Raw genomic sequence first — 18098 nt, 5'->3', positions numbered from 1 at the left:
TTCCATTAAAGGAAATCAGTCATTAGCATCAATTAAGGCAGGATTCCTGCACACGATAGCCGCGGCAGACAGCGGCACCACAAAGGAGACAGCGATGACACCACTTGGCATTGGAAAGGCGCTCGGGCACTGGCAGGGACGGGCACGGCAATGGCTGTGCCGCGTGCGGGCGAATCCCGTCGTGAAGGAGCTGTGTGGCGACGCGGACGCCAGGCGCTACGCGGGTTCGACCGCGGTGGCCATGTTTGCCTTCGCGATCGCGCCGTTGTACATGACGCCCGCGCATGCCGAGGAGTGGCCCGGCAAGCCGGTCCGCCTGGTGGTGCCATTCTCTTCGGGCGGTGCCACCGATCTGCTTGCGCGCGCACTGGCCCTGGAGTTGGGCAAGCAATGGAAGCAGCCCGTGGTGGTGGACAACCGTCCCGGCGCCGGTGGCGCCGTCGGCGCGGAGGTCGTCGCCAAGTCGGCCGCCGATGGCTACACGCTGCTGCTCGCCTCGGGCAGCATGTTCACGGTGAACCCCTACATCTATCAGAGGCTGCCGTACTCCACGCAGAGCTTCGAGATGATCAGCAAGGTGGCCAGCGGCCCGATGGTCGTCACGGTCAACACCAAGGTGCCTGCCAGGACCGTAGCGGAACTCATCAGCTACGCAAAGGCCAATCCCGGCAAGCTCACCTTCGGCTCGGCGGGCAACGGCAGCCAGGTCCATATCGCCAGCGAGGCATTTGCCGAGGCCGCGGGCATGGAAGTCGTGCACGTGCCGTACAAGGGCGACGGCCCGGCCTACGCAGACCTGATGGCCGGCGTGATCGACATGACGGTAGGCAACATCAATGGCATCTCGCCACTGCTCAAGGGTGGCCGCCTGCGCGCGCTGGCCGTAACGGGCAAGGAGCGCTCGCCGCTGCTGCCTGACGTGCCGACGGTGGCGGAAGCCGGACTGCCGGGATTCAGCTTCTACGGCTGGTTCGCGCTGATGGCGCCCGCGGGAACCCCGAAGGACCTGACCGCAAAGATGTATGCCGATCTCGAACATGCCGTATCGGAGCCAGGCATGCAGCGCTACCTTGCCGCACAGGGCATGACGAAGACGCTCTCGCCGAATGGCCGCCTGGTCGAGGAAATCGCGCAGGAATCGGGCCGCTGGAAGGTGCTGGTGGCAAGGCGGAAGATCTCCGCCAACTAACCGGTCCATAGCGGGACACCTGACGGGGCGTTGAAGTGCACCGGTGTCCCGGGTGCCCGATAAAGAGCGTACCCACAGCCGGCTGGGAGGTGGCGCCAGAGCCGCCGCCGTCCGGAAACGGAGACAAGCGTCATGGAGCGAATGTTTTGCAGGCTCACGCGGGTTGCCACGCTCGGCATGGCAACGGCCATGGCTGTCGCGGTGCTGCCCGCCGCCGCGCAGACCGCGCAGACCGCGCCGACGTACCCGAGCCGGCCGGTCACGATCGTCGTGCCATTCAGCGCGGGTGGCGACGCGGACCAGTCCGCGCGCAACCTGTCCGTCACGGCCTCCGCCATGCTCGGGCAACCGGTGGTGGTGATGAACCGGCCCGGCGCGAACGGCGCGATTGGCTCGCAGGTGGCGAAGGACGCGGCGCCGGACGGCTACACGCTGCTGCTGGCCAGGGTCGGCTCGCAGGTGCTGCTCCCCGCCATCCAGGATTCGGGGCTTCAGTACAAGTGGAACGACTTCACGTTCATCGGACTGCTCGAGCTGAATCCCGTGGTCTGTGTCGTGCATCCGGAGTCGAAGTACAAGACCATCGCGGACCTCGCGGCCGACCTCCAGGCGCATCCCGGCAAGCTGAACTACAGCGCATCGGGCCCGGCCACCGTGCTGAACCTTGCGCCGCAATTGCTGCTGCAAAGCCTGAACCTCAAGCCGGCCGATGCCGTGAGCGTGAATTACAAGGGCGGCAGCGAGGCGGCGCTCGCCGTGGTGTCGAAGGAAGTGGATTTCAGCTGTCCCAACCTCAGCTCCGTGAGCGGGCAACTCTCCGGCGGAAAGCTGCGCGCGCTGGTGACCACCACACCGGAACGGCTGAAGCAGCTTCCGGACGTGCCGACCGTGCGCGAGGCCGGCTTCCCGAAGCTTGAGGCGGTGATCGGCTGGAGCGCGCTGTACGGACCGCCGAAACTGTCGCCGGACATCGTCAGGAAGTGGGCCGGCATACTGAAGGTGGCGTCGGGCGACGCACGCTGGATCTCGGCCAACGCGACGTATGGGGGCATACCGCGCATCCTGACGCCCGAAGAGACCGCCCGCTATGTATCGGAAAGCTTCGCGACATACCAGTCCCTGGCCCGCAGCGTCGGCATCAAGGTGCAATAGCGTGGCGACGACGGGAACAACGGGCTGACAGCATGGGAACCGAGCACTACGCGGTCCTGGGGGCGACCATTGCCGCCGCCTACACGGTATTCGGGCTGACCGGCTTTGGCGCGGCGATGGTGGCGGTGCCCGTGCTGGTCCAGTTCATTCCGCTGCAGTTCGTGGTGCCCATGCTGCTGCTGCTGGACCTTGTCACGACCACCATGGTCGGCTTGCGCAACCGCGCCTCCATTGCGCGCTCCGAGCTGCTGCGGCTGGTGCCGTTCATGGTCGGCGGGGTGGCGCTTGGCACCACCGTGCTGGCCAGGGTCGAGTCGCGCTGGCTGCTGGTCGGCCTTGGCGTGTTCGTGCTCGGCATGACGGGCCGCGCGCTGGTTCGCCCGGCCGCCAGCGCGCAGGCGGCCGGCACGGCATGGTCGGCGCCGGCGGGTATCGTGGGCGGGGTGTTCAGCGCGTTGTTCGGGACAGGCGGCCCGATCTACACCATGTACCTGTCCAGGCGCCTGCCGCACATCGACGAGTTCCGCGCCACGATCGCAGCCGTGATCCTGGTCAGTGCGGGCATGCGTCTGGTGGCATTCGCCGGCAGTGGACTGCTGCAGCAGGCGGACCTGTTGCGCAGCGCGGCGTTCGCGGTGCCGTTCAGCCTTGCCGGCCTGGCGGCCGGGTCGCGATTGCGCAGGCGCTTCTCCGCCGACGCGGTGAGGCGGGTACTGCTGCTGTTCCTGGCGGCCAGCGGCGTCTCGGTGCTCTGCCGGGGCCTGATGATGTAGCGATGTCGCGAATCGTGTCCATCATCAGGCTGGCGAGGTCGAACAGTTATGGATTTTGTCACCCTATTAGTTTCGGATTGCGCGCATGTCCGCATCCGCAAAGCCAACGCTGACAAGGCATATCCGTAACTGTTGCATCCTACGTCGGGCGGCTCCGCTTACCGCAATTTTGCGGGAACCCAAGCAAACTTTTCCCGCTTCACATCTTCAATCTAACCTGCTCGCAACCTTTGCGAGGTCCACGCACACAGGTCACCCCTCCGCCTGTCTGTCCACACAAACGAGCACGTAGACGCCGACGCAGTGCTCTTGGCCGGAATCGCATTGCAGTCGCGAGCGAAGGGCGGCAGGCGACCCCACTCAGTCATTTACAACACTTTCATTGAAAGACCGATGTTTCGTTCAATTCAGACATTGGTATGTATTCTGTGCACAGCGACATCACCTTGCCAACGAAGAATTGGCCGCACCCACGGATACGCGTCGGGCGGCCGCTCCCGTCAGAACTTGTGCCGGATGCCAACGGCGATCGCCGTCATAGTGCTGTGGTCCGCCCCCAGAAAGTAACCGTTGGCAAAGCTGACCGCCGAAGTATCGAAGTTGATGCCTGCATTGCGGACGTAGGCCATGGTCAGATAGATGTCCGTACGCTTTGACAGGTTGTAGTCGGCGATGAAGCTCACTTGCCAGGGGTTGGGCACATTGGCGCCGCCAAGTGCCTTGACATCGTCATAGTAGTAGCCGAGTGTCAGCCCCAGCGCACCGGTGGGCTGGTAGTTGATGCCGGCCCAGTAATAGTCGTCCCTTACGATGGTGGCGCCGTTGCCGCCTTTGTTCAGGCCCCAGCGATAACCGGCCATCAGCTTGACCGGGCCCGTGCTGTAGCTGGCAGCCACCCCGGCCTTGCGGAAGTTGCCGACGCCGCCACTGGTCGGGATGGTGGGGTCATAACGGTTGAACGCAAACGCCAGACCAAAGGCGCCGGAGAAGTAGTTCAGGCCCATGCCGTAGCCGGTGTCGCGGCGGAACTGGCCGGGTGTTTCGCCGTTGCCGAACACGCCGTTTCCGAACGACCAGTCGGCAATGGCCGTCAATGCGCCGAAGGTGCCGGTGTACTTCGCCATATTGTCCGAGCGGAAATCCAGGCCCAACTGTGCGGCAATCGGTTCATATTGAGTCGAATAGCCGGACGGTGAGAAGTTGGAGAACGCGTCGAAGATCGCCGTATACTGGCGTCCGAATGTCATTCGGCCGACGCGGTCGCTCTGCAGGCCGACGAACGCCTGGCGGCCAAACAGGCGTCCAGATTGGGTGGCCTTGCCATCGTCGAGGCCGAAGCCATTTTCCAGCACGAACAACGCCTTCAGCCCGCCGTCCAGGTCCTCGGTGCCACGCAGGCCCCATCGCGATCCGGACAGGCCGCCCGAAGTCAGACCCATGCGTGTTTCCCCCGGCCCGGGAAAGCCGGGCTGCGTGGGCAGCTTCGGCGAGAGATGGTTCACGTACTCGATGTTGGCGTCGGTCACGCCGTACAGCGTGACACTCGCCTGCGCCGCGCCGGACAGCGCGCCGCAGGCGGCGGACAACATCAATAGTGGCGTCTTCATTCTGCTGGTCTCCTCTTTGTCGATTTATTTGTGGATGGCGCGGCAGGCGGCACCGCACGCGAAGCGTGTGCCCGGCGCGGGTGCACGCAAGGCCGCCAGGTGGTATGTCGTCCAGGGTCAGCGCGCGATGGCGCCGTAGATGGCCTGCGCGGCCAGGGCGAACGTCTCGGAGGATTCGAGCAGCCGGCGCGGTGCTGCCGCCTGCCGGTTGTCGCCAGCGCTGGTAGCACGTGGCGCGGTGTCAGGGTTCGACGAGAACTTGACGATGGTCAGTGCCCGGCGCGGGTTGATATAGATCTTCTGGCCAAAACGGCCGCCGGCTTCCACCGAACCATCGCCATCGTTACGTTGGTACCAGTAGTCGCGATAGGCGTAGCCCTGCCGGCCGGCCGCCAGGTTGCCTCGCGCGAACCGGGCCTGGTTGCGGCCGGGCTGCAGAGCGATGCGAACGGCATCGGCAACATGGCCTGGCAAGCGCTGCGCCTGTGCCAGTCTGACGAACTCGGCAAAACGGGCCGCATCGCGCAGCGTGCTGCTGAACCCGCCGCTGGCCATCTCGGTGCCAAGGCGGTCGATCTGGACACTCGCGTCATCCTCGGCAAAGTGAGACCAGATGCGTTCGGAGACGAGCTGCGCCCACGACTTGCCGGTGATGCGGCGCAGGGCCCAGGCCACGGCTTCGGGCGAGCCGTTCTGGTAGTACCAGACATCGCCGCCTGTCTTGTCAGCGGCCGGGATGGGGACCTTCAGGAAGGCATAGATACTGTCCGGAGCACCTTCACGGCGCGGCAGGATACCCACCGCGCCGAACAAGGCAAGATCCGGTGGAAGGTGCTCCGGATAGGCGACGGCTACCTCCATATCGAGGTTCTGCTGGACGGTGGCGTCTCCGAATGGGGTGCCAGCCAGTTCGGGCACGTATGTGGACAATGTGGCTTGCGGATCGAGCTTGCCCTCGTCGACAAGCATGGCGGCCAGCAGTCCGGTCAGCGATTTGGTCATCGATGCCCAGATGTGCAACTGGTCAACGCCGAAACCGTCGAAGTAGCGCTCATAGACGATGCGCCCTTCGTGCAGCACGATGAAGCCATCGGTGTGGGTCTGGCGCAAATATTCGTCAATCCGGATGGTCTTGCCATCGAGCTCAAAGCTGACCAGGTCCAGGCCCTTAACTGATTGCACCGGCATGGGCTGGGGCCGTGCCGAACGCCGGATGCCTGCCGTGGGCGACAGTTCGCGCGTGTGCCGGAAGGCCCAGCGCATGTATGGGTAGTGAAACGCGTTGGTATTGTTGACCTGTCTGTCGGCGGATGGCGGAAAACCTTGCATGATTCCGGCTGCGGGGTCTGGCGTCGCAATCGACGTCGCGTCTGCTGCCGATATGGCAGCTTGCGGCTGCGCTGATGTTGCCGCCGACGACGCGGCCAGCAATGCCGCAGCGGTGATTGCACAATGGCGCCGAGCGCCGGTCCTGCCGATGGGAAATGGGAACCGCACCTTGTCTCCTCCGTTGCCCGCGCTTCGACCAGCGCGTTGCCAGGAGGATGCGGGGTGTGGCGGATACCCGGCAATTGCGTGGCAGGCATAAAGCCATAGCCGTCGGGAATGAACGAGTCGCCGGTTCGGTCTTGTCGTCCGTGAGGCAACCAGGCTGAAGCTCTCACTGTACTTCGTCATAAAAAACACCCTGAAGATTGAACGGGTGTTCAACCTTCAGGGTGCAGTACAGCTTCCCGGACCTTCCGGCTTTGTGCCTGACAGGCGTACTATCCCGCCTCGCCCCGCATCCCGATCTCGCCGATCAGCTTTCCGTAGCGCAAGTTCTCGGCTGCCACCAGGTGCGCGAACTCGGCGGACGACGCGCTCCTGCGAATCTCCCCTCCGTTCGCCTTCACCGACGCATCGAGTTTTCCGCTTGCCTGCAGCGCGGCCATGGCGTCGAACAGCTTCTTCGTCAGCGGCGCCGGCAAGCCGGCCGGGGCGAACAGTCCGCTCCAGTTGTCGAGCACGAAGCCCGATGGCAGGGATTCCGCCAGCGTCGGTACCTCGGGAAAGTAGATCGACCGCGCGGCCGAGGACACCGCCAGTGCACGGATCTGACCGTTGCGCAGGAACGGGACGGCAGTGGCCAGCACGGGCATGCCAAACTGCGTCTGTCCGCTCATCATGGCCGTCACGATCTCGCTGGCGCCCTTGTAGGGAATATGGACGGCGCTGGTCCGCGTCTGGTGGAACAGCATTTCCACCGCCAGGTGGGACACGCTGCCCTTGCCGCCGGAGCCGTAGTTCAGCCCCGCGGGCTGCCTGCGTATCGCGTCGATCAGTTCGCGCGCCGTCCTGTATGGCGACGAGGATGGAACGGCCAGCACGACGGGGCCGCCTGACAGCGCGGAGATCGCCGTGAAATCCCGGACCGCGTCATATGGCTGCTGGCGATACAAATGCACGTTGATCACATGCTGGTTGGCCAGCACCCCTAGTGTGTAGCCATCAGGTTCGGCACGCTTGAGCGCGCGCGCGCCGATGATGCCGCCCGCGCCCCCGACGTTTTCCACCACCAGCGGCTGGCCTAGTATGGGGGCCAGCTCGGCGGCAATCGAGCGTGCCGTCGCATCGGGCGCTGTTCCCGCGATGAATGGCACGATCAGCCGGATCGGACGCGACGGATAGGGTGCCGCCGCGCTGGCGACGCGGCTCATTACGCCATTCAATGTCGCGGCACCGGCCGCAGCGCCTGCCGTGGCAAGCCACTGTCGACGATTCATGGTTGTCTCCTGTGATACGGCGGCATGCCTGTTTCCGGCACCACCGCCGCGGTTTGTTGTGGCAGCTGTTCGGGCAGGCGATCACGCCGTGCCCGGATCGAGGATCGCCCTGGCGATCGTATTGCGCTGGATTTCGCTGGTGCCCGTGAAGATGCGGAACATCCGCAACTTGCGCCAGGTCTGCTCCACTGGATGGCCGCGCGTTACGCCCACGTTGCCGTGAATCTGCACGGCCTTGTCGGCCACCTCGAAGCAGCGTTCGGACACGAACAGCTTGCACGCGGCCGCCTTCATGCGCAGGTCGGCACCGGCATCGGCCAGCATTGCCGTCTGTGCGATCATGCTTTCGCACGCCCAAAGCGCGGCGGCCATATCGGCCAGCATGTGCTGGATGGCCTGGAAGCGCGCGATCGGCCCGCCAAACTGGCGGCGCATGCCTGCGTATTCCACCGACGCCTGGTAGGCACGCATGGCGAGGCCGAGCATCGAAGGGCAATGCAGCAAGCGGTTCACGTTGATGCGAGACATGCCGAGCCTGAAGCCCTGGCCCTCGCCGCCGAAGATGTTCGCGCGTGGCACGCGTACATTGTCGAAGCGGATATCGCCGTCGATATGCTGGCCTGACATGGGCACGTATTCCGTACTGACGGTCACGCCAGGCAGATCGAGATCGACCAGCACGGCCGTGATCGACGGTGGCGTGGTGGTGGCATCGGTTACGCACATGACGATGGCAAAGTCGGCGAACGGTGCCCCGCTGATGTAGTGCTTCTGCCCGTTGACAATCAGGTCGTCGCCATCGGAAACGGCACTCGTACGGATGCTCTGCGCGTCGGAGCCCGAATGCGGCTCGGTCAGCGCGAAGCACGTCGACTTCTCGCCGCGGATCACGGGCTGGAAGTAGCGCGCAAGCTGGTCGGGCGTCGCGTACTTGAGCATGTTGCCCACGCGCGGCGGCCCTCCGAGGTCGCCAAGCACATGCGGCGCCAGGACCGCGCCGCTGGCGGCGAGGTCGGCCTTCAGCGCACATTGTTCCGCGATATTGAGGCCCTTGCCGCCCAGTTCCACGGGCAGGCAGGCCGCATAGAGCCCGAGTTCGCTGGAACGGCGCCAGACCTTGCGCAACACTTCGCGTGGCCATGGGTCTTCGGCGCCTAGGTTCAGCTCGCGTTCGATCGGCAGCAGTTCGTTTTCGACAAAGCGCCGGATGGCCGCACGCGTCTCGATCAGTACAGGATTGGGCAGATGGTCGAACATGGTGGCTCCTCAGTTGACGCGTCGGCTGGCGCCCAGCCAGTACTGCTCGCGCACAAGCTTGCGCGCGACCTTGCCACTGGCGTTCTTGGGCAGCTCCGCGACGAAGTCCACCGAGCGCGGCGACTTGTAGTCGGCAATGCGCGCGCGGCAGTGGCCGATCAGCTCGGCGGCGCTGGCTTTCCGGCCAGGCCGCAGCGCTACCACGGCCTTGACGCTCTCGCCCCAGGTTTCATCGGGCACGCTGATCACGCATGCCTCCATCACGTCGGGATGCTGGTACAGCGTGGCTTCCACTTCGGTCGGATACACGTTGAAGCCGCCCGAGATGATCATGTCCTTCTTGCGATCGACGAGGTACAGGTAGCCGTCGGTATCCACGCGCGCGAGGTCGCCTGTGCGCAGCCAGCCGTCGACCAGCACCTCATGCGTGAGATCGGGTTCGCCCCAGTAGCCCTGGAAGACGTCCGCACCGCGAATCACGAGTTCGCCGATGTCGTCGCCGCTGACTTCCTCGCCGCGTTCGTCGACGACGCGTACTTCGGTTTCGCCCAGCGCACGGCCGCACGACGCGAGCCGCCCGGGGTGCCGTGCGATGGCGTCGGCGTGGTCGGCCGTGGACAAGCGCGTGACGCCCGATGTGGATTCGCTGGCGCCATAGCCCTGTGAGAGGATCGGGCCGATGCGTTCCCACGCTTCGCGAATGCGCGCGGGCGCCATCGGCGCGGCACCGTAGGCCAGCGTCCTGAGGCTGCCCAGGTCCGCCGTGGCCAGCGCGGGCTCGGCCAGCAGCATGTTGATCATGGCGGGTACCATGAACACGTGGGTCAGCCTCAGGCGCGGCACCTCGGCCAGGAAGTGGGCCGGCTCGAATTTCTCGAACAGCACCAGCGTTGCACCAAGAAACAGGTACGGCTGCATCAGCATCCCGGACGCATGCGTGATCGGCCCGATCAGCGCCAGGCGGTCGCCGGGCCGTGCCGGATGGTCCATGCTCAGGATCATCTTGCGCATCGATGCCAGCCTGTTGCCGTAGCTCTGCATCGCCGCCTTGATCTTGCCGGTGGAACCTGACGAGAAGTGAAGCACGGCCAGGTCATCAGGCTTTGGCACGTAGTCGATGGCCGTGGTGGCGCCACCCTCGATCAGCGCTTCGTAGGTCCCGTAGCCGGCTGGCGCGCCCGAGATCGCAAAGAAGTGCTCGACGCAGCCAAATCCACGCGATTCGCGCGAGTAATCCGTATAGCCGGGGCCCGCGATCATTACGCGCGGGGTGCAGTTTTCGACGACATCGGATGCCTCGCTTGCCGTGAAGCGTGGATTCAGCGCGGCCTTGACCAGTCCGGCCTTGTACAGCGCGCATTCGATCTCCACGACTTCCGGGCAGTTGCGCGACTGTATCGCCACGCGGTCTCCCGTGCGCAATCCCAACGCCAGCAGGGCGTTGGCCAGCCGCGTGGAACGCTCATCGAGCTCACGATAGGTCAGCACGCGGTCCCGGTACAGCACGGCTGGATGGTTGCCCCAATAGCGGGCGGAGCGCCTGAGGAAATAGGCGAACGTCATGGATGTCTCCTTGCAAACCTGTCTGGTGGTGGTGTGCCCAGTCTGTAAGATGCGAATCATCGCCACAATGTCGCAATAGGAATCTGGGCATAACCAACAGGAATGAGTAATGGAGACTCGCGATATAGAGTACGTGCTGGCCGTGAGCACCCACGGCGGCATCGGGCGAGCGGCGGAGGCGCTGGACATGAGCCAGCCGGCACTGACCAAGGCGGTGCAGCGCGTGGAGGCGCAACTGGGCGTGCCGCTGTTCGAACGCACCGCGCTTGGCATGCGCGTCACGCAGGCAGGCGCTGTCTTTCTGGATAGGGCGCGCCGCATCCGGCTCGAGTACGAGGATGCGATCAAGGAAATGCGCGGCATCCAGACCGGCGAACAGGGCGTGCTCCGGCTTGGCTATTCGCCATCGATGCCCAACGCGCTGGTGCTGGGTGCGTGCCGGCAACTGATACGCGAGCGGCCCGTGGCGCGGCTGCGCCTGACGATGCGCATGGCACGCGAGTTGATGGACCTGCTCGAGGCGGGGGAACTCGACCTTGCCGTCGCCCCTCTGCCGCGCCAGGTGAATCCGGCGCTGGCATCACGCGAACTGTTTACTGACAGGCCGGCGGTGGTGGCTGACGAGAACCATCCCCTGCAGCGTCAGCACAATCTCACGCTGGAGGATCTCGTTGGCCAGCAGTGGCTCCTGCCGAGCGCCCACTTGCCGATCCGCCAGCAGATCGACGCTGCATTTGCCGACCTCGGCCTACCCAGACCGATCCTCCGCGTTGAGACCGATTTCGGTAACACGTCACTGTTCGAGCTGGTGCGCGGCACCGAAATGCTTAGCATCGCAGGATCCACCGGCGACAGCGCGGGCCTGCGTCCCATTGCATTGCAGACGGATGCGCTCGACCTGGGCCGATGCGTAGGTGTGATGTCGCGCGCGGGAGCCTATCTTTCACCGCTAGCCCAACGCATGATCGATATTCTCGAAGCTCACATGGAATGATGGGCTACTGGGGCGCGCACAGGCAGACGAGCAGGTTGGGATCCGTCGGAAATGGCCGATGAGAGCCTGAAGCGGTCCGCCCGTGAACTGCCACTGTTAGAGCGGAGCAGTCGCTCGAATGACCGTGCGATGGAGATGGCGACTGGCGGAAACTGGCCGACTACGGCCCGACGCTGAACACACCCCGAGTGCTTGTCCAGTTGCCCAATCCCACTCGCCCAGGCTACCGAGGACTTCTACAAGAAGAAGGGCGTGCTCTGATACAAGCCGGTTAGGGGGCAACAATCCCGCCCCCACCATCCGGAAATGTTGGACTTTTCGGCCAAAGAGAGTTCAGGGGCAATTCCCGCAGCCAAAGGGGCTGGGCCGCCGCAATAAGGAACTGCTGAGCGGCGGCAAAATGCCTGATGGAGAACGGAAATCTCGGTGCTCATCCGGAACTATCAGCGGATCAGCGCGCCATCTCCCTGGCATCACCGACCAGTCGCCGCACTTCCGTCGAGACGATCGTATAAGCCTCGCCGGAGATGGACTCCAGTCCGGTCCTGTCGATCACGATGATCCGGCCGCGCGTATGCTCGATCAGCCGCAGGTTCTGCAGCTTGCCCATGGCTTCCGTGACGCCCTCGCGGCGCACGCCGAGCATCTCGGCGATGCGCTGCTGCGTGATGCGCAGCTCGTTGCTCTGGAGCCGGTCCAGCGTCTGCAGGATCCAGCGGCAAAGCTGCTCCATCAGGGTCCGGTGGCAGATGCATGCCGCGGTCTGGCCGACTTGCGTCAGCAGCAGCTGCATGTACCGCATGACCAGCCGTTGCATCTGCGGCAGCCGCGGGTAGAGCTCGCGCAGGTCGCCGGCGGCTATGCGCCAGCTCGTGCCCGGATGGCTGACTTCGCACCGCTGCGGCATGGATTCCGCGCCGGTCAGCGCGGGCAGGCCGACCAGGCCTTCGTTGCCGACCGCCGCCAGTTCCACGCTGGAGCCGTCGGCATGGAGCGACAGCAGCGAAACCACGCCCTCTTTCGGAAAATAGACGTGCCGCACGCGCTGGCCGGCATCGCAGAGCAATTGCCCGCTACGCAGCGCCACGGCTTCCAGACAAGGCTTGAGTGCCGCCCATTCCGATTCCGGAAGCTGTCGCAACAGCAGGTTGTTGCCACCTGTCCTGGAAATTTCCATCCCGCGCTCCCCGTATCCGACGTTGCAAGGTTCTTGCCGGTCTGGTGCCGGCCCGTGGGCACATTAAGCGCGTTCTGTACGAAGACGAACATTGGCTGAAGGGCTTAGAACCCATTTCATCAGGCGCAAGGGGGCCGCCATTCTCCTGATGAAACGGGTTTCGGGGCCCGGAGTGCGGTATGCGACGAAAGGTTGAGCCCCAGCCAAAGGGAGGAGGCTGCGGGCCGCCGGCCAGTCAGCTTCCGCACGCGTGGATCAGGAACTCCCGCAGTGCATCGGCCGGCTTTTCCAGTTTGCGCCCGGGCTGCCACAGCATGCCGACTTCCATGTCCGGCACCGCGTCGGCGATCGGCCGTGCGGCGATCTGCCGGCCTTCCAGCGACCACGGGCGGTACACCATGTCGGACAGCACCGTGACGCCGAAGCCATGCGCGACCAGCCCGCGCAACCCCTCCATCGAACTGGTGCGGAACGCGATGTTGGGCGCCAGCTTGCGGCTGCGCCAGTACCGCAGCGTCGACGACTCGGCCTCGTCCACCGTGATGAGGATGTACGGGTAGGCCGCGATATCGCGCAGCGAAGGGCGTTCGATGGCCAGCAGCGGGTGCGTGGCCGAGGTCCATAGCTGTCGCCGCGAGCGGATCAGCGTGTGACGGGCAAAGCGCTGCGGCCGCTCCAGGTTGGAGAGCAGCCCGATGCCGAGTTCGATATCCCCCGACAGCACGGCCCGCTCGATCTCGGGGCGGTCCATGTCCTGCAGGTCGAGGTCGATGTCGGGGTAGTTGGTGCGAAAGCGCGCCAGCAGGCCGGGCAGGAAATAGCCCAGCACCGTATAGGACGCCGCCAGCCGCACGCTGCCTTTCAGCCCATGGACCTGGAACCTGGGCTCGCGCAGGGCGTCCTCGACCGAATCGAGGATCTGCCGCGCATGCTGGTGGAACAGGTGGCCTTCGGCGGTCAGCGCCACGCCGTGGGGCAGGCGGTCAAAGAGCCGCACCGCCAGCCGCTGCTCCAGTGTCAGCACGGCGTTGGTAATGGCCGATTGCGACACATGCTCGGCGGTCGCGGCCATCGAGAACTGGCCTGTTTCCGCCGCCGCGACAAAGTAGCGGAACTGCCGCAACGTGATTTCCTTGGCCAGCCGTTCCGGCGTCTCGCGTGCCTTTGCCATGGTCGTCCTCCCGGTATTCGTTTATCGGATATCAGCTCTCGGATTTCATGATTTTACGATAGCGATGGCGCTTCCTACACTCCCTCGAATAACTTCGACATCCCCCGGAGAGAGACACCCATGAATGCCCCGCTGCCACAAGCTTTGCGTGAGGCCCTGGCCAACGCCAGCCTGGACGACAAGTACACCCTGGAAAAAGGCCGCGTCTACCTGAGCGGCACCCAGGCGCTGGTGCGCCTGCCCATGCTGCAGAAGGCGCGCGACCGCGCCGCCGGCCTCAATACGGCGGGCTTCATCTCTGGCTACCGGGGCTCGCCGCTGGGCGGCGTCGACCAGGCGCTGTGGAAGGCCAAGCCGCACCTGGCCGCCAGCGACGTGGTGTTCCAGCCCGGGGTCAACGAAGACCTGGCCGCTACCGCGGTCTGGGGCAGCCAGCAGGTCAACCTGTTCCCGGGCGCCACGCGTGACGGCGTGTTCTCGATGTGGTACGGCAAGGGGCCGGGCGTGGACCGTTCCATGGACGTGCTCAAGCACGCCAACTCGGCCGGTTCGTCGCGTCATGGCGGCGTGCTGCTGCTGGCCGGCGACGACCATGCGGCCAAGTCGTCCACCGTGGCGCACCAGTCGGAACACGTGCTGCTGTCCGCGGGCATTCCGGTGCTGTACCCGTCCAACGTGCAGGAATACCTCGACTACGGGCTCCATGGCTGGGCCATGAGCCGTTACTCGGGCCTGTGGGTGTCGATGAAGTGCGTGACGGACGTGGTGGAATCCACGGCCTCGGTCGATATCGACCCCGAGCGCGTGCAGATCGTCCTGCCGGACGATTTCGCGATGCCCGAGGGCGGCCTCAATATCCGCTGGCCCGATACGCCGCTGCAGCAGGAAGCCCGCCTGCTCGACCACAAGTGGTATGCCGCGCTGGCCTATGTGCGGGCCAACCGGCTCAACCGCGTCGTGCTGGATTCGCCCAACGCGCGCTTCGGCATCATGACCGCCGGCAAGGCCTACCTGGACGTGCGCCAGGCGCTGGCCGACCTCGGCCTCGACGACGACACCTGCCAGCGCATCGGCATCCGCGTCTACAAGGTCGGCTGCGTGTGGCCGCTGGAGGCGCACGGCGCGCGCGAGTTCGCAACCGGCCTCGAAGAGATCCTGGTGGTCGAAGAGAAGCGCCAGATCCTCGAATACGCGCTCAAGGAAGAGTTGTACAACTGGCGCGAGGACGTGCGGCCAAAGGTCTATGGCAAGTTCGACCAGCGCGGCAACGACGGCGGCGAGTGGTCGGTGCCGCGCGGCAACTGGCTGCTGCCCGCGCACTATGAACTGTCGCCGGCGCTGATCGCCAAGGCCATCGCCCGGCGCCTGGAGCGCTTCGATCTGCCCGAAGAGGTGCGCGCGCGCATCGCGGCGCGCGTGGCGCTGATCGAGGCCAAGGAGCGCGAGGCCGCCCAGCCGCGGCTCGCCGTCGAGCGCAAGCCGTGGTTCTGCTCGGGCTGCCCGCATAACACTTCCACGCGCGTGCCCGAAGGCTCGCGCGCGCTGGCTGGCATCGGCTGCCACTACATGACGCTGTGGATGGACCGCAATACCGACACCTTCAGCCAGATGGGCGGCGAAGGCGTGGCGTGGACGGGCCAGATGCACTTCACGAACGACAAGCACGTGTTCGCCAACCTTGGCGACGGCACGTACTTCCACTCGGGCCTGCTCGCCATTCGCGCGTCGATTGCCGCCAGCGCCAATATCACCTACAAGATCCTGTTCAACGACGCCGTCGCGATGACCGGCGGGCAGCCGATCGACGGCGTGCTGACCGTGCCGCAGATCGCCCACCAGGTCCTGGCCGAAGGTGCGAAGAAGCTCGTGGTCGTCACCGACGAGCCCGAGAAGTACGGCAATGGCGGCATGCTGCCGGCCGGCGTGACGGTGTTCCACCGGGACCAGCTCGATCAGGTCCAGGTCGATCTGCGCGACACCGCGGGCGTCACGGTCCTGATCTACGACCAGACCTGCGCCACGGAAAAGCGCCGCCGCCGCAAGCGCGGCACCTATCCGGACCCGGCCCGGCGCGCGTTCATCAACGACGCGGTCTGCGAAGGCTGCGGCGATTGCTCGGCCAAGTCGAACTGCCTGTCCGTCGAACCGCTGGAAACCGACCTGGGCACCAAGCGCAGGATCAACCAGTCCTCCTGCAACAAGGACTTCTCGTGCGTCAACGGCTTCTGCCCGAGCTTTGTCACGGCCGAGGGTGCGCAGGTGCGCAAGCCGGGCGCCGCGGGCGGCAAGGGCACGGGCGCTGATTTCGACGCGCTGCCGCTGCCCGTGCTGCCGGCGCTGGAGCGACCCTATGGCGTGCTGGTGACCGGCGTGGGCGGCACCGGTGTGGTCACCATTGGCGGCCTGCTCGGCATGGCCGCGCATCTCGAACGCAAGGGCGTGACGGTGCTGGACATGGCGGGCCTGGCGCAGAAGGGCGGAGCGGTGATCAGCCACGTGCAGATCGCCCCGAGCCCGGCCGCGCTGCATGCGACGCGCATCGCCACCGGCGACGCGCGGCTCGTGATTGGCGGCGACGCGATCGTCTCGGCATCGGCGGAAGTGCTGTCCAAGGTCCGCCACGGCGTGACCGCGGCCGTCGTCAACAGCGCCAACACGCCGACCGCCGACTTCATCAAGAACCCGAAGTGGAAGTTCCCGGGCGCCAGCGCGGAACAGGACCTGCGCGCCAGCGCGGGCGATGCCTGCGCCTTCGTCGATGCCAGCGCCTGGGCCGTCACGCTGCTGGCCGATGCGATTTACTCCAACCCGCTGCTGCTTGGCTTTGCCTGGCAGAAGGGCTGGGTTCCGCTGCTGCGCGACAGCCTGCTGCGCGCGATCGAACTCAACGGCGTGTCTGTGGAAAAGAACCGCCTCGCGTTCGAATGGGGCCGCTATCTCGCCCATCATGGCGAAGCGGCCGTCAGGGCAATGCTGCCGTCCGCGCCGCGCGAGCAGGTGGTCGCCATGCCGCAGACGCTCGACAACCTGATCCGCCAGGGTGAAGCCATGCTGACTGATTACCAGAACGCCGCCTATGCCGGCCGCTACCGCGACGCAGTCGAACGCATCCGCACTGCGGAGCAGAAGCTCGGCGCCGGCCGCAAGCTGGCGCTGACCGAGGCCGTGGCGCGCAACCTCGCCAAGCTCATGGCATACAAGGACGAGTACGAAGTCGCCCGTCTCTACGCCGATCCCGCCTTCCTCGACAAGCTGCGCGCGCAGTTCGAAGGCGAGCCCGGCCGCGACTACCAGCTCAACTTCTGGCTCGCGCCGCCGCTGCTGGCCAAGAGCGACGACAAGGGTCGCCTGCTCAAGCGCCGCTTCGGCCCGCGCACCCTGTCGGCGTTCCGCCTGCTGGCCCGGCTGAAGGGGCTGCGCGGCACCGCGCTCGACGTGTTCGGCCGCACGGCCGAGCGCCGCGCCGAACGGCAGCTGATCGCCGATTACCTGGCGATGGTCGGCGAGTTCGCGCAGTCGCTGAGCCACGACCGGCTTGACACCGCGATCGCGCTGGCGACGTTGCCCGACGATATCCGCGGCTTCGGCCATGTGAAGGAAGGCAATATGCAAGCAGTGGCTGCCCGTCGCGAGGCGCTGCTTGGGCAGTATCGCGAAGGCGCACGTCGGGCAGCGTGACGGAAGCCCGCCGCGGCATTGTCGGGCAGATGGAAAGGCAAGGCCGCCTCGGTGCATGAAAAAGCCCGCGCTCCATCATGGAGCGCGGGCTTTTTTCTTCTGCGCGCCGGGCCGCCGCCATGCGCTTACCGCGCCTTGGCCTGGCTTGCCCGAATCTCCGACTCCAGCGCAAACACCACCAGCATGCCGCCCAGGATCGAGATGTTCTTCAGGAAGTGGTTGAGCTGATTCTGGAACGTTGCGGCATCCGCGCTCCAGAAGCCGTGGAAGACCAGGCTCACCGGCACCAGGAACACCGCCAGCGCCAGTGCACCCCACCGGGCGTTCCAGCCGGTGATGAGGGTCAGGCCGCCGCCGATCTCGATCACGATGGTCAGCACGAGCAGGACGCTGGCCAACGGCAGTCCGGCACTCGCCATCCAGGCCGCAGTGCCGGCGAAGCCACCAATCTTGAGGATCCCGGAAATCAGGAAAAGGACGCCGAGCAGGGCGCGGCCGGCGGGGTACAGTCGGGAAATGCTGGGGGTCATGGCATGCTCCAAAGTAGATAGGGGTCGCAGGGATTACATGAAATTGATTGAATTCATTGCCTCCCAGTACTGATGGAAGAATAGGCGGGCTGATGCCGTCATTGGTGGTGGGCAATGAAATCAGTCAATCAAAATATTTGAATAATTTGGCAGACTGCGGGGACTGCAGGGGAATGCGATTTCTCAGGCACGGTGGACTAGAATTTGCAGGCAGGCTCGCGCCGGCAGGCGCTCACGTGTGG

General features: G+C 65.3%; 13 protein-coding genes. 5 read left to right on the top strand and 8 right to left on the bottom strand.

Going from position 1 to position 18098, the window contains the following annotated elements:
- The first annotated feature begins 94 nt into the window (after positions 1-94).
- The 3 genes from KHO22_RS13345 to KHO22_RS13335 all read left to right on the top strand — a co-directional run bounded on the left by KHO22_RS13345 (position 95) and on the right by KHO22_RS13335 (position 3114).
- Positions 95-1189 carry a Bug family tripartite tricarboxylate transporter substrate binding protein gene (locus KHO22_RS13345; RefSeq protein ID WP_230426866.1) on the top strand — a complete coding sequence of 365 codons (1095 nt, stop codon included), beginning with the start codon at positions 95-97 and terminating at the stop codon, positions 1187-1189.
- Between the two features lie 132 nt (positions 1190-1321).
- A complete protein-coding gene (locus KHO22_RS13340; RefSeq protein ID WP_230426865.1) occupies positions 1322-2341 on the top strand; it encodes a Bug family tripartite tricarboxylate transporter substrate binding protein in 1020 nt (339 codons plus the stop codon).
- Between the two features lie 32 nt (positions 2342-2373).
- Positions 2374-3114 carry a sulfite exporter TauE/SafE family protein gene (locus KHO22_RS13335; protein ID WP_211947605.1) on the top strand — a complete coding sequence of 247 codons (741 nt, stop codon included), beginning with the start codon at positions 2374-2376 and terminating at the stop codon, positions 3112-3114.
- Between the two features lie 500 nt (positions 3115-3614).
- Here KHO22_RS13335 and KHO22_RS13330 read toward each other — a convergent pair whose 3' ends face one another.
- From KHO22_RS13330 to KHO22_RS13310, 5 genes are all read right to left on the bottom strand, one after another.
- Positions 3615-4721, bottom strand: a complete 1107-nt coding sequence (locus KHO22_RS13330) for a porin (protein WP_211947604.1) — start codon at positions 4719-4721, stop codon at positions 3615-3617.
- Between the two features lie 117 nt (positions 4722-4838).
- A complete protein-coding gene (locus KHO22_RS13325; RefSeq protein WP_230426864.1) occupies positions 4839-6431 on the bottom strand; it encodes a serine hydrolase domain-containing protein in 1593 nt (530 codons plus the stop codon).
- A gap of 56 nt (positions 6432-6487) precedes the next feature.
- Positions 6488-7486 carry a tripartite tricarboxylate transporter substrate-binding protein gene (locus KHO22_RS13320; protein ID WP_211947603.1) on the bottom strand — a complete coding sequence of 333 codons (999 nt, stop codon included), beginning with the start codon at positions 7484-7486 and terminating at the stop codon, positions 6488-6490.
- An 81-nt stretch (positions 7487-7567) separates the two neighbouring features.
- Positions 7568-8743 (bottom strand): acyl-CoA dehydrogenase family protein, encoded by a 1176-nt coding sequence (locus tag KHO22_RS13315; RefSeq protein WP_211947602.1) that lies wholly within the window; start codon positions 8741-8743, stop codon positions 7568-7570.
- Positions 8744-8752: 9 nt separating this feature from the next.
- A complete protein-coding gene (locus KHO22_RS13310; protein ID WP_211947601.1) occupies positions 8753-10306 on the bottom strand; it encodes an AMP-binding protein in 1554 nt (517 codons plus the stop codon).
- Positions 10307-10415: 109 nt separating this feature from the next.
- Here KHO22_RS13310 and KHO22_RS13305 point away from each other — a divergent pair, with 109 nt between their 5' ends.
- Complete coding sequence (locus KHO22_RS13305) at positions 10416-11300, top strand: LysR family transcriptional regulator (RefSeq protein ID WP_211947600.1); 885 nt, start codon at positions 10416-10418, stop codon at positions 11298-11300.
- 451 nt (positions 11301-11751) lie between these two features.
- Here the strand turns inward: KHO22_RS13305 and KHO22_RS13300 are convergent, their stop codons facing one another.
- Together KHO22_RS13300 and KHO22_RS13295 are read right to left on the bottom strand one after the other, a co-directional pair.
- Positions 11752-12477 (bottom strand): Crp/Fnr family transcriptional regulator, encoded by a 726-nt coding sequence (locus KHO22_RS13300; RefSeq protein WP_211947599.1) that lies wholly within the window; start codon positions 12475-12477, stop codon positions 11752-11754.
- Between the two features lie 235 nt (positions 12478-12712).
- The gene (locus KHO22_RS13295) at positions 12713-13648 is read right to left on the bottom strand and encodes a LysR family transcriptional regulator (protein WP_211947598.1); all 936 of its coding nucleotides are present in this window, start codon (positions 13646-13648) and stop codon (positions 12713-12715) included.
- 120 nt (positions 13649-13768) lie between these two features.
- Here KHO22_RS13295 and KHO22_RS13290 point away from each other — a divergent pair, with 120 nt between their 5' ends.
- The gene (locus tag KHO22_RS13290; RefSeq protein WP_211947597.1) at positions 13769-17326 is read left to right on the top strand and encodes an indolepyruvate ferredoxin oxidoreductase family protein; all 3558 of its coding nucleotides are present in this window, start codon (positions 13769-13771) and stop codon (positions 17324-17326) included.
- 125 nt (positions 17327-17451) lie between these two features.
- Here the strand turns inward: KHO22_RS13290 and KHO22_RS13285 are convergent, their stop codons facing one another.
- Positions 17452-17856, bottom strand: coding sequence for a DoxX family protein (locus tag KHO22_RS13285; protein WP_211947596.1), 405 nt, complete (start codon positions 17854-17856; stop codon positions 17452-17454).
- Positions 17857-18098: the final 242 nt, after the last annotated feature.

This window comes from Cupriavidus yeoncheonensis, from assembly GCF_905397275.1.
In the GTDB taxonomy this organism is placed as follows: domain Bacteria; phylum Pseudomonadota; class Gammaproteobacteria; order Burkholderiales; family Burkholderiaceae; genus Cupriavidus; species Cupriavidus yeoncheonensis.
The sequence above is the reverse complement of the archived record's forward strand: the minus strand, read 5'-3'. Positions and strand labels throughout refer to the sequence as shown.

What these genes read in the sequence shown, in the direction of transcription:
- KHO22_RS13345 (WP_230426866.1), top strand. Translation starts at nt 95, where the DNA reads ATGACACCACTTGGCATTGGAAAGGCGCTCGGGCACTGGCAGGGACGG.
- KHO22_RS13340 (WP_230426865.1), top strand. Translation starts at nt 1,322, where the DNA reads ATGGAGCGAATGTTTTGCAGGCTCACGCGGGTTGCCACGCTCGGCATG.
- KHO22_RS13335 (WP_211947605.1), top strand. Translation starts at nt 2,374, where the DNA reads ATGGGAACCGAGCACTACGCGGTCCTGGGGGCGACCATTGCCGCCGCC.
- KHO22_RS13330 (WP_211947604.1), bottom strand. Translation starts at nt 4,721, where the DNA reads ATGAAGACGCCACTATTGATGTTGTCCGCCGCCTGCGGCGCGCTGTCC.
- KHO22_RS13320 (WP_211947603.1), bottom strand. Translation starts at nt 7,486, where the DNA reads ATGAATCGTCGACAGTGGCTTGCCACGGCAGGCGCTGCGGCCGGTGCC.
- KHO22_RS13315 (WP_211947602.1), bottom strand. Translation starts at nt 8,743, where the DNA reads ATGTTCGACCATCTGCCCAATCCTGTACTGATCGAGACGCGTGCGGCC.
- KHO22_RS13310 (WP_211947601.1), bottom strand. Translation starts at nt 10,306, where the DNA reads ATGACGTTCGCCTATTTCCTCAGGCGCTCCGCCCGCTATTGGGGCAAC.
- KHO22_RS13305 (WP_211947600.1), top strand. Translation starts at nt 10,416, where the DNA reads ATGGAGACTCGCGATATAGAGTACGTGCTGGCCGTGAGCACCCACGGC.
- KHO22_RS13300 (WP_211947599.1), bottom strand. Translation starts at nt 12,477, where the DNA reads ATGGAAATTTCCAGGACAGGTGGCAACAACCTGCTGTTGCGACAGCTT.
- KHO22_RS13295 (WP_211947598.1), bottom strand. Translation starts at nt 13,648, where the DNA reads ATGGCAAAGGCACGCGAGACGCCGGAACGGCTGGCCAAGGAAATCACG.
- KHO22_RS13290 (WP_211947597.1), top strand. Translation starts at nt 13,769, where the DNA reads ATGAATGCCCCGCTGCCACAAGCTTTGCGTGAGGCCCTGGCCAACGCC.
- KHO22_RS13285 (WP_211947596.1), bottom strand. Translation starts at nt 17,856, where the DNA reads ATGACCCCCAGCATTTCCCGACTGTACCCCGCCGGCCGCGCCCTGCTC.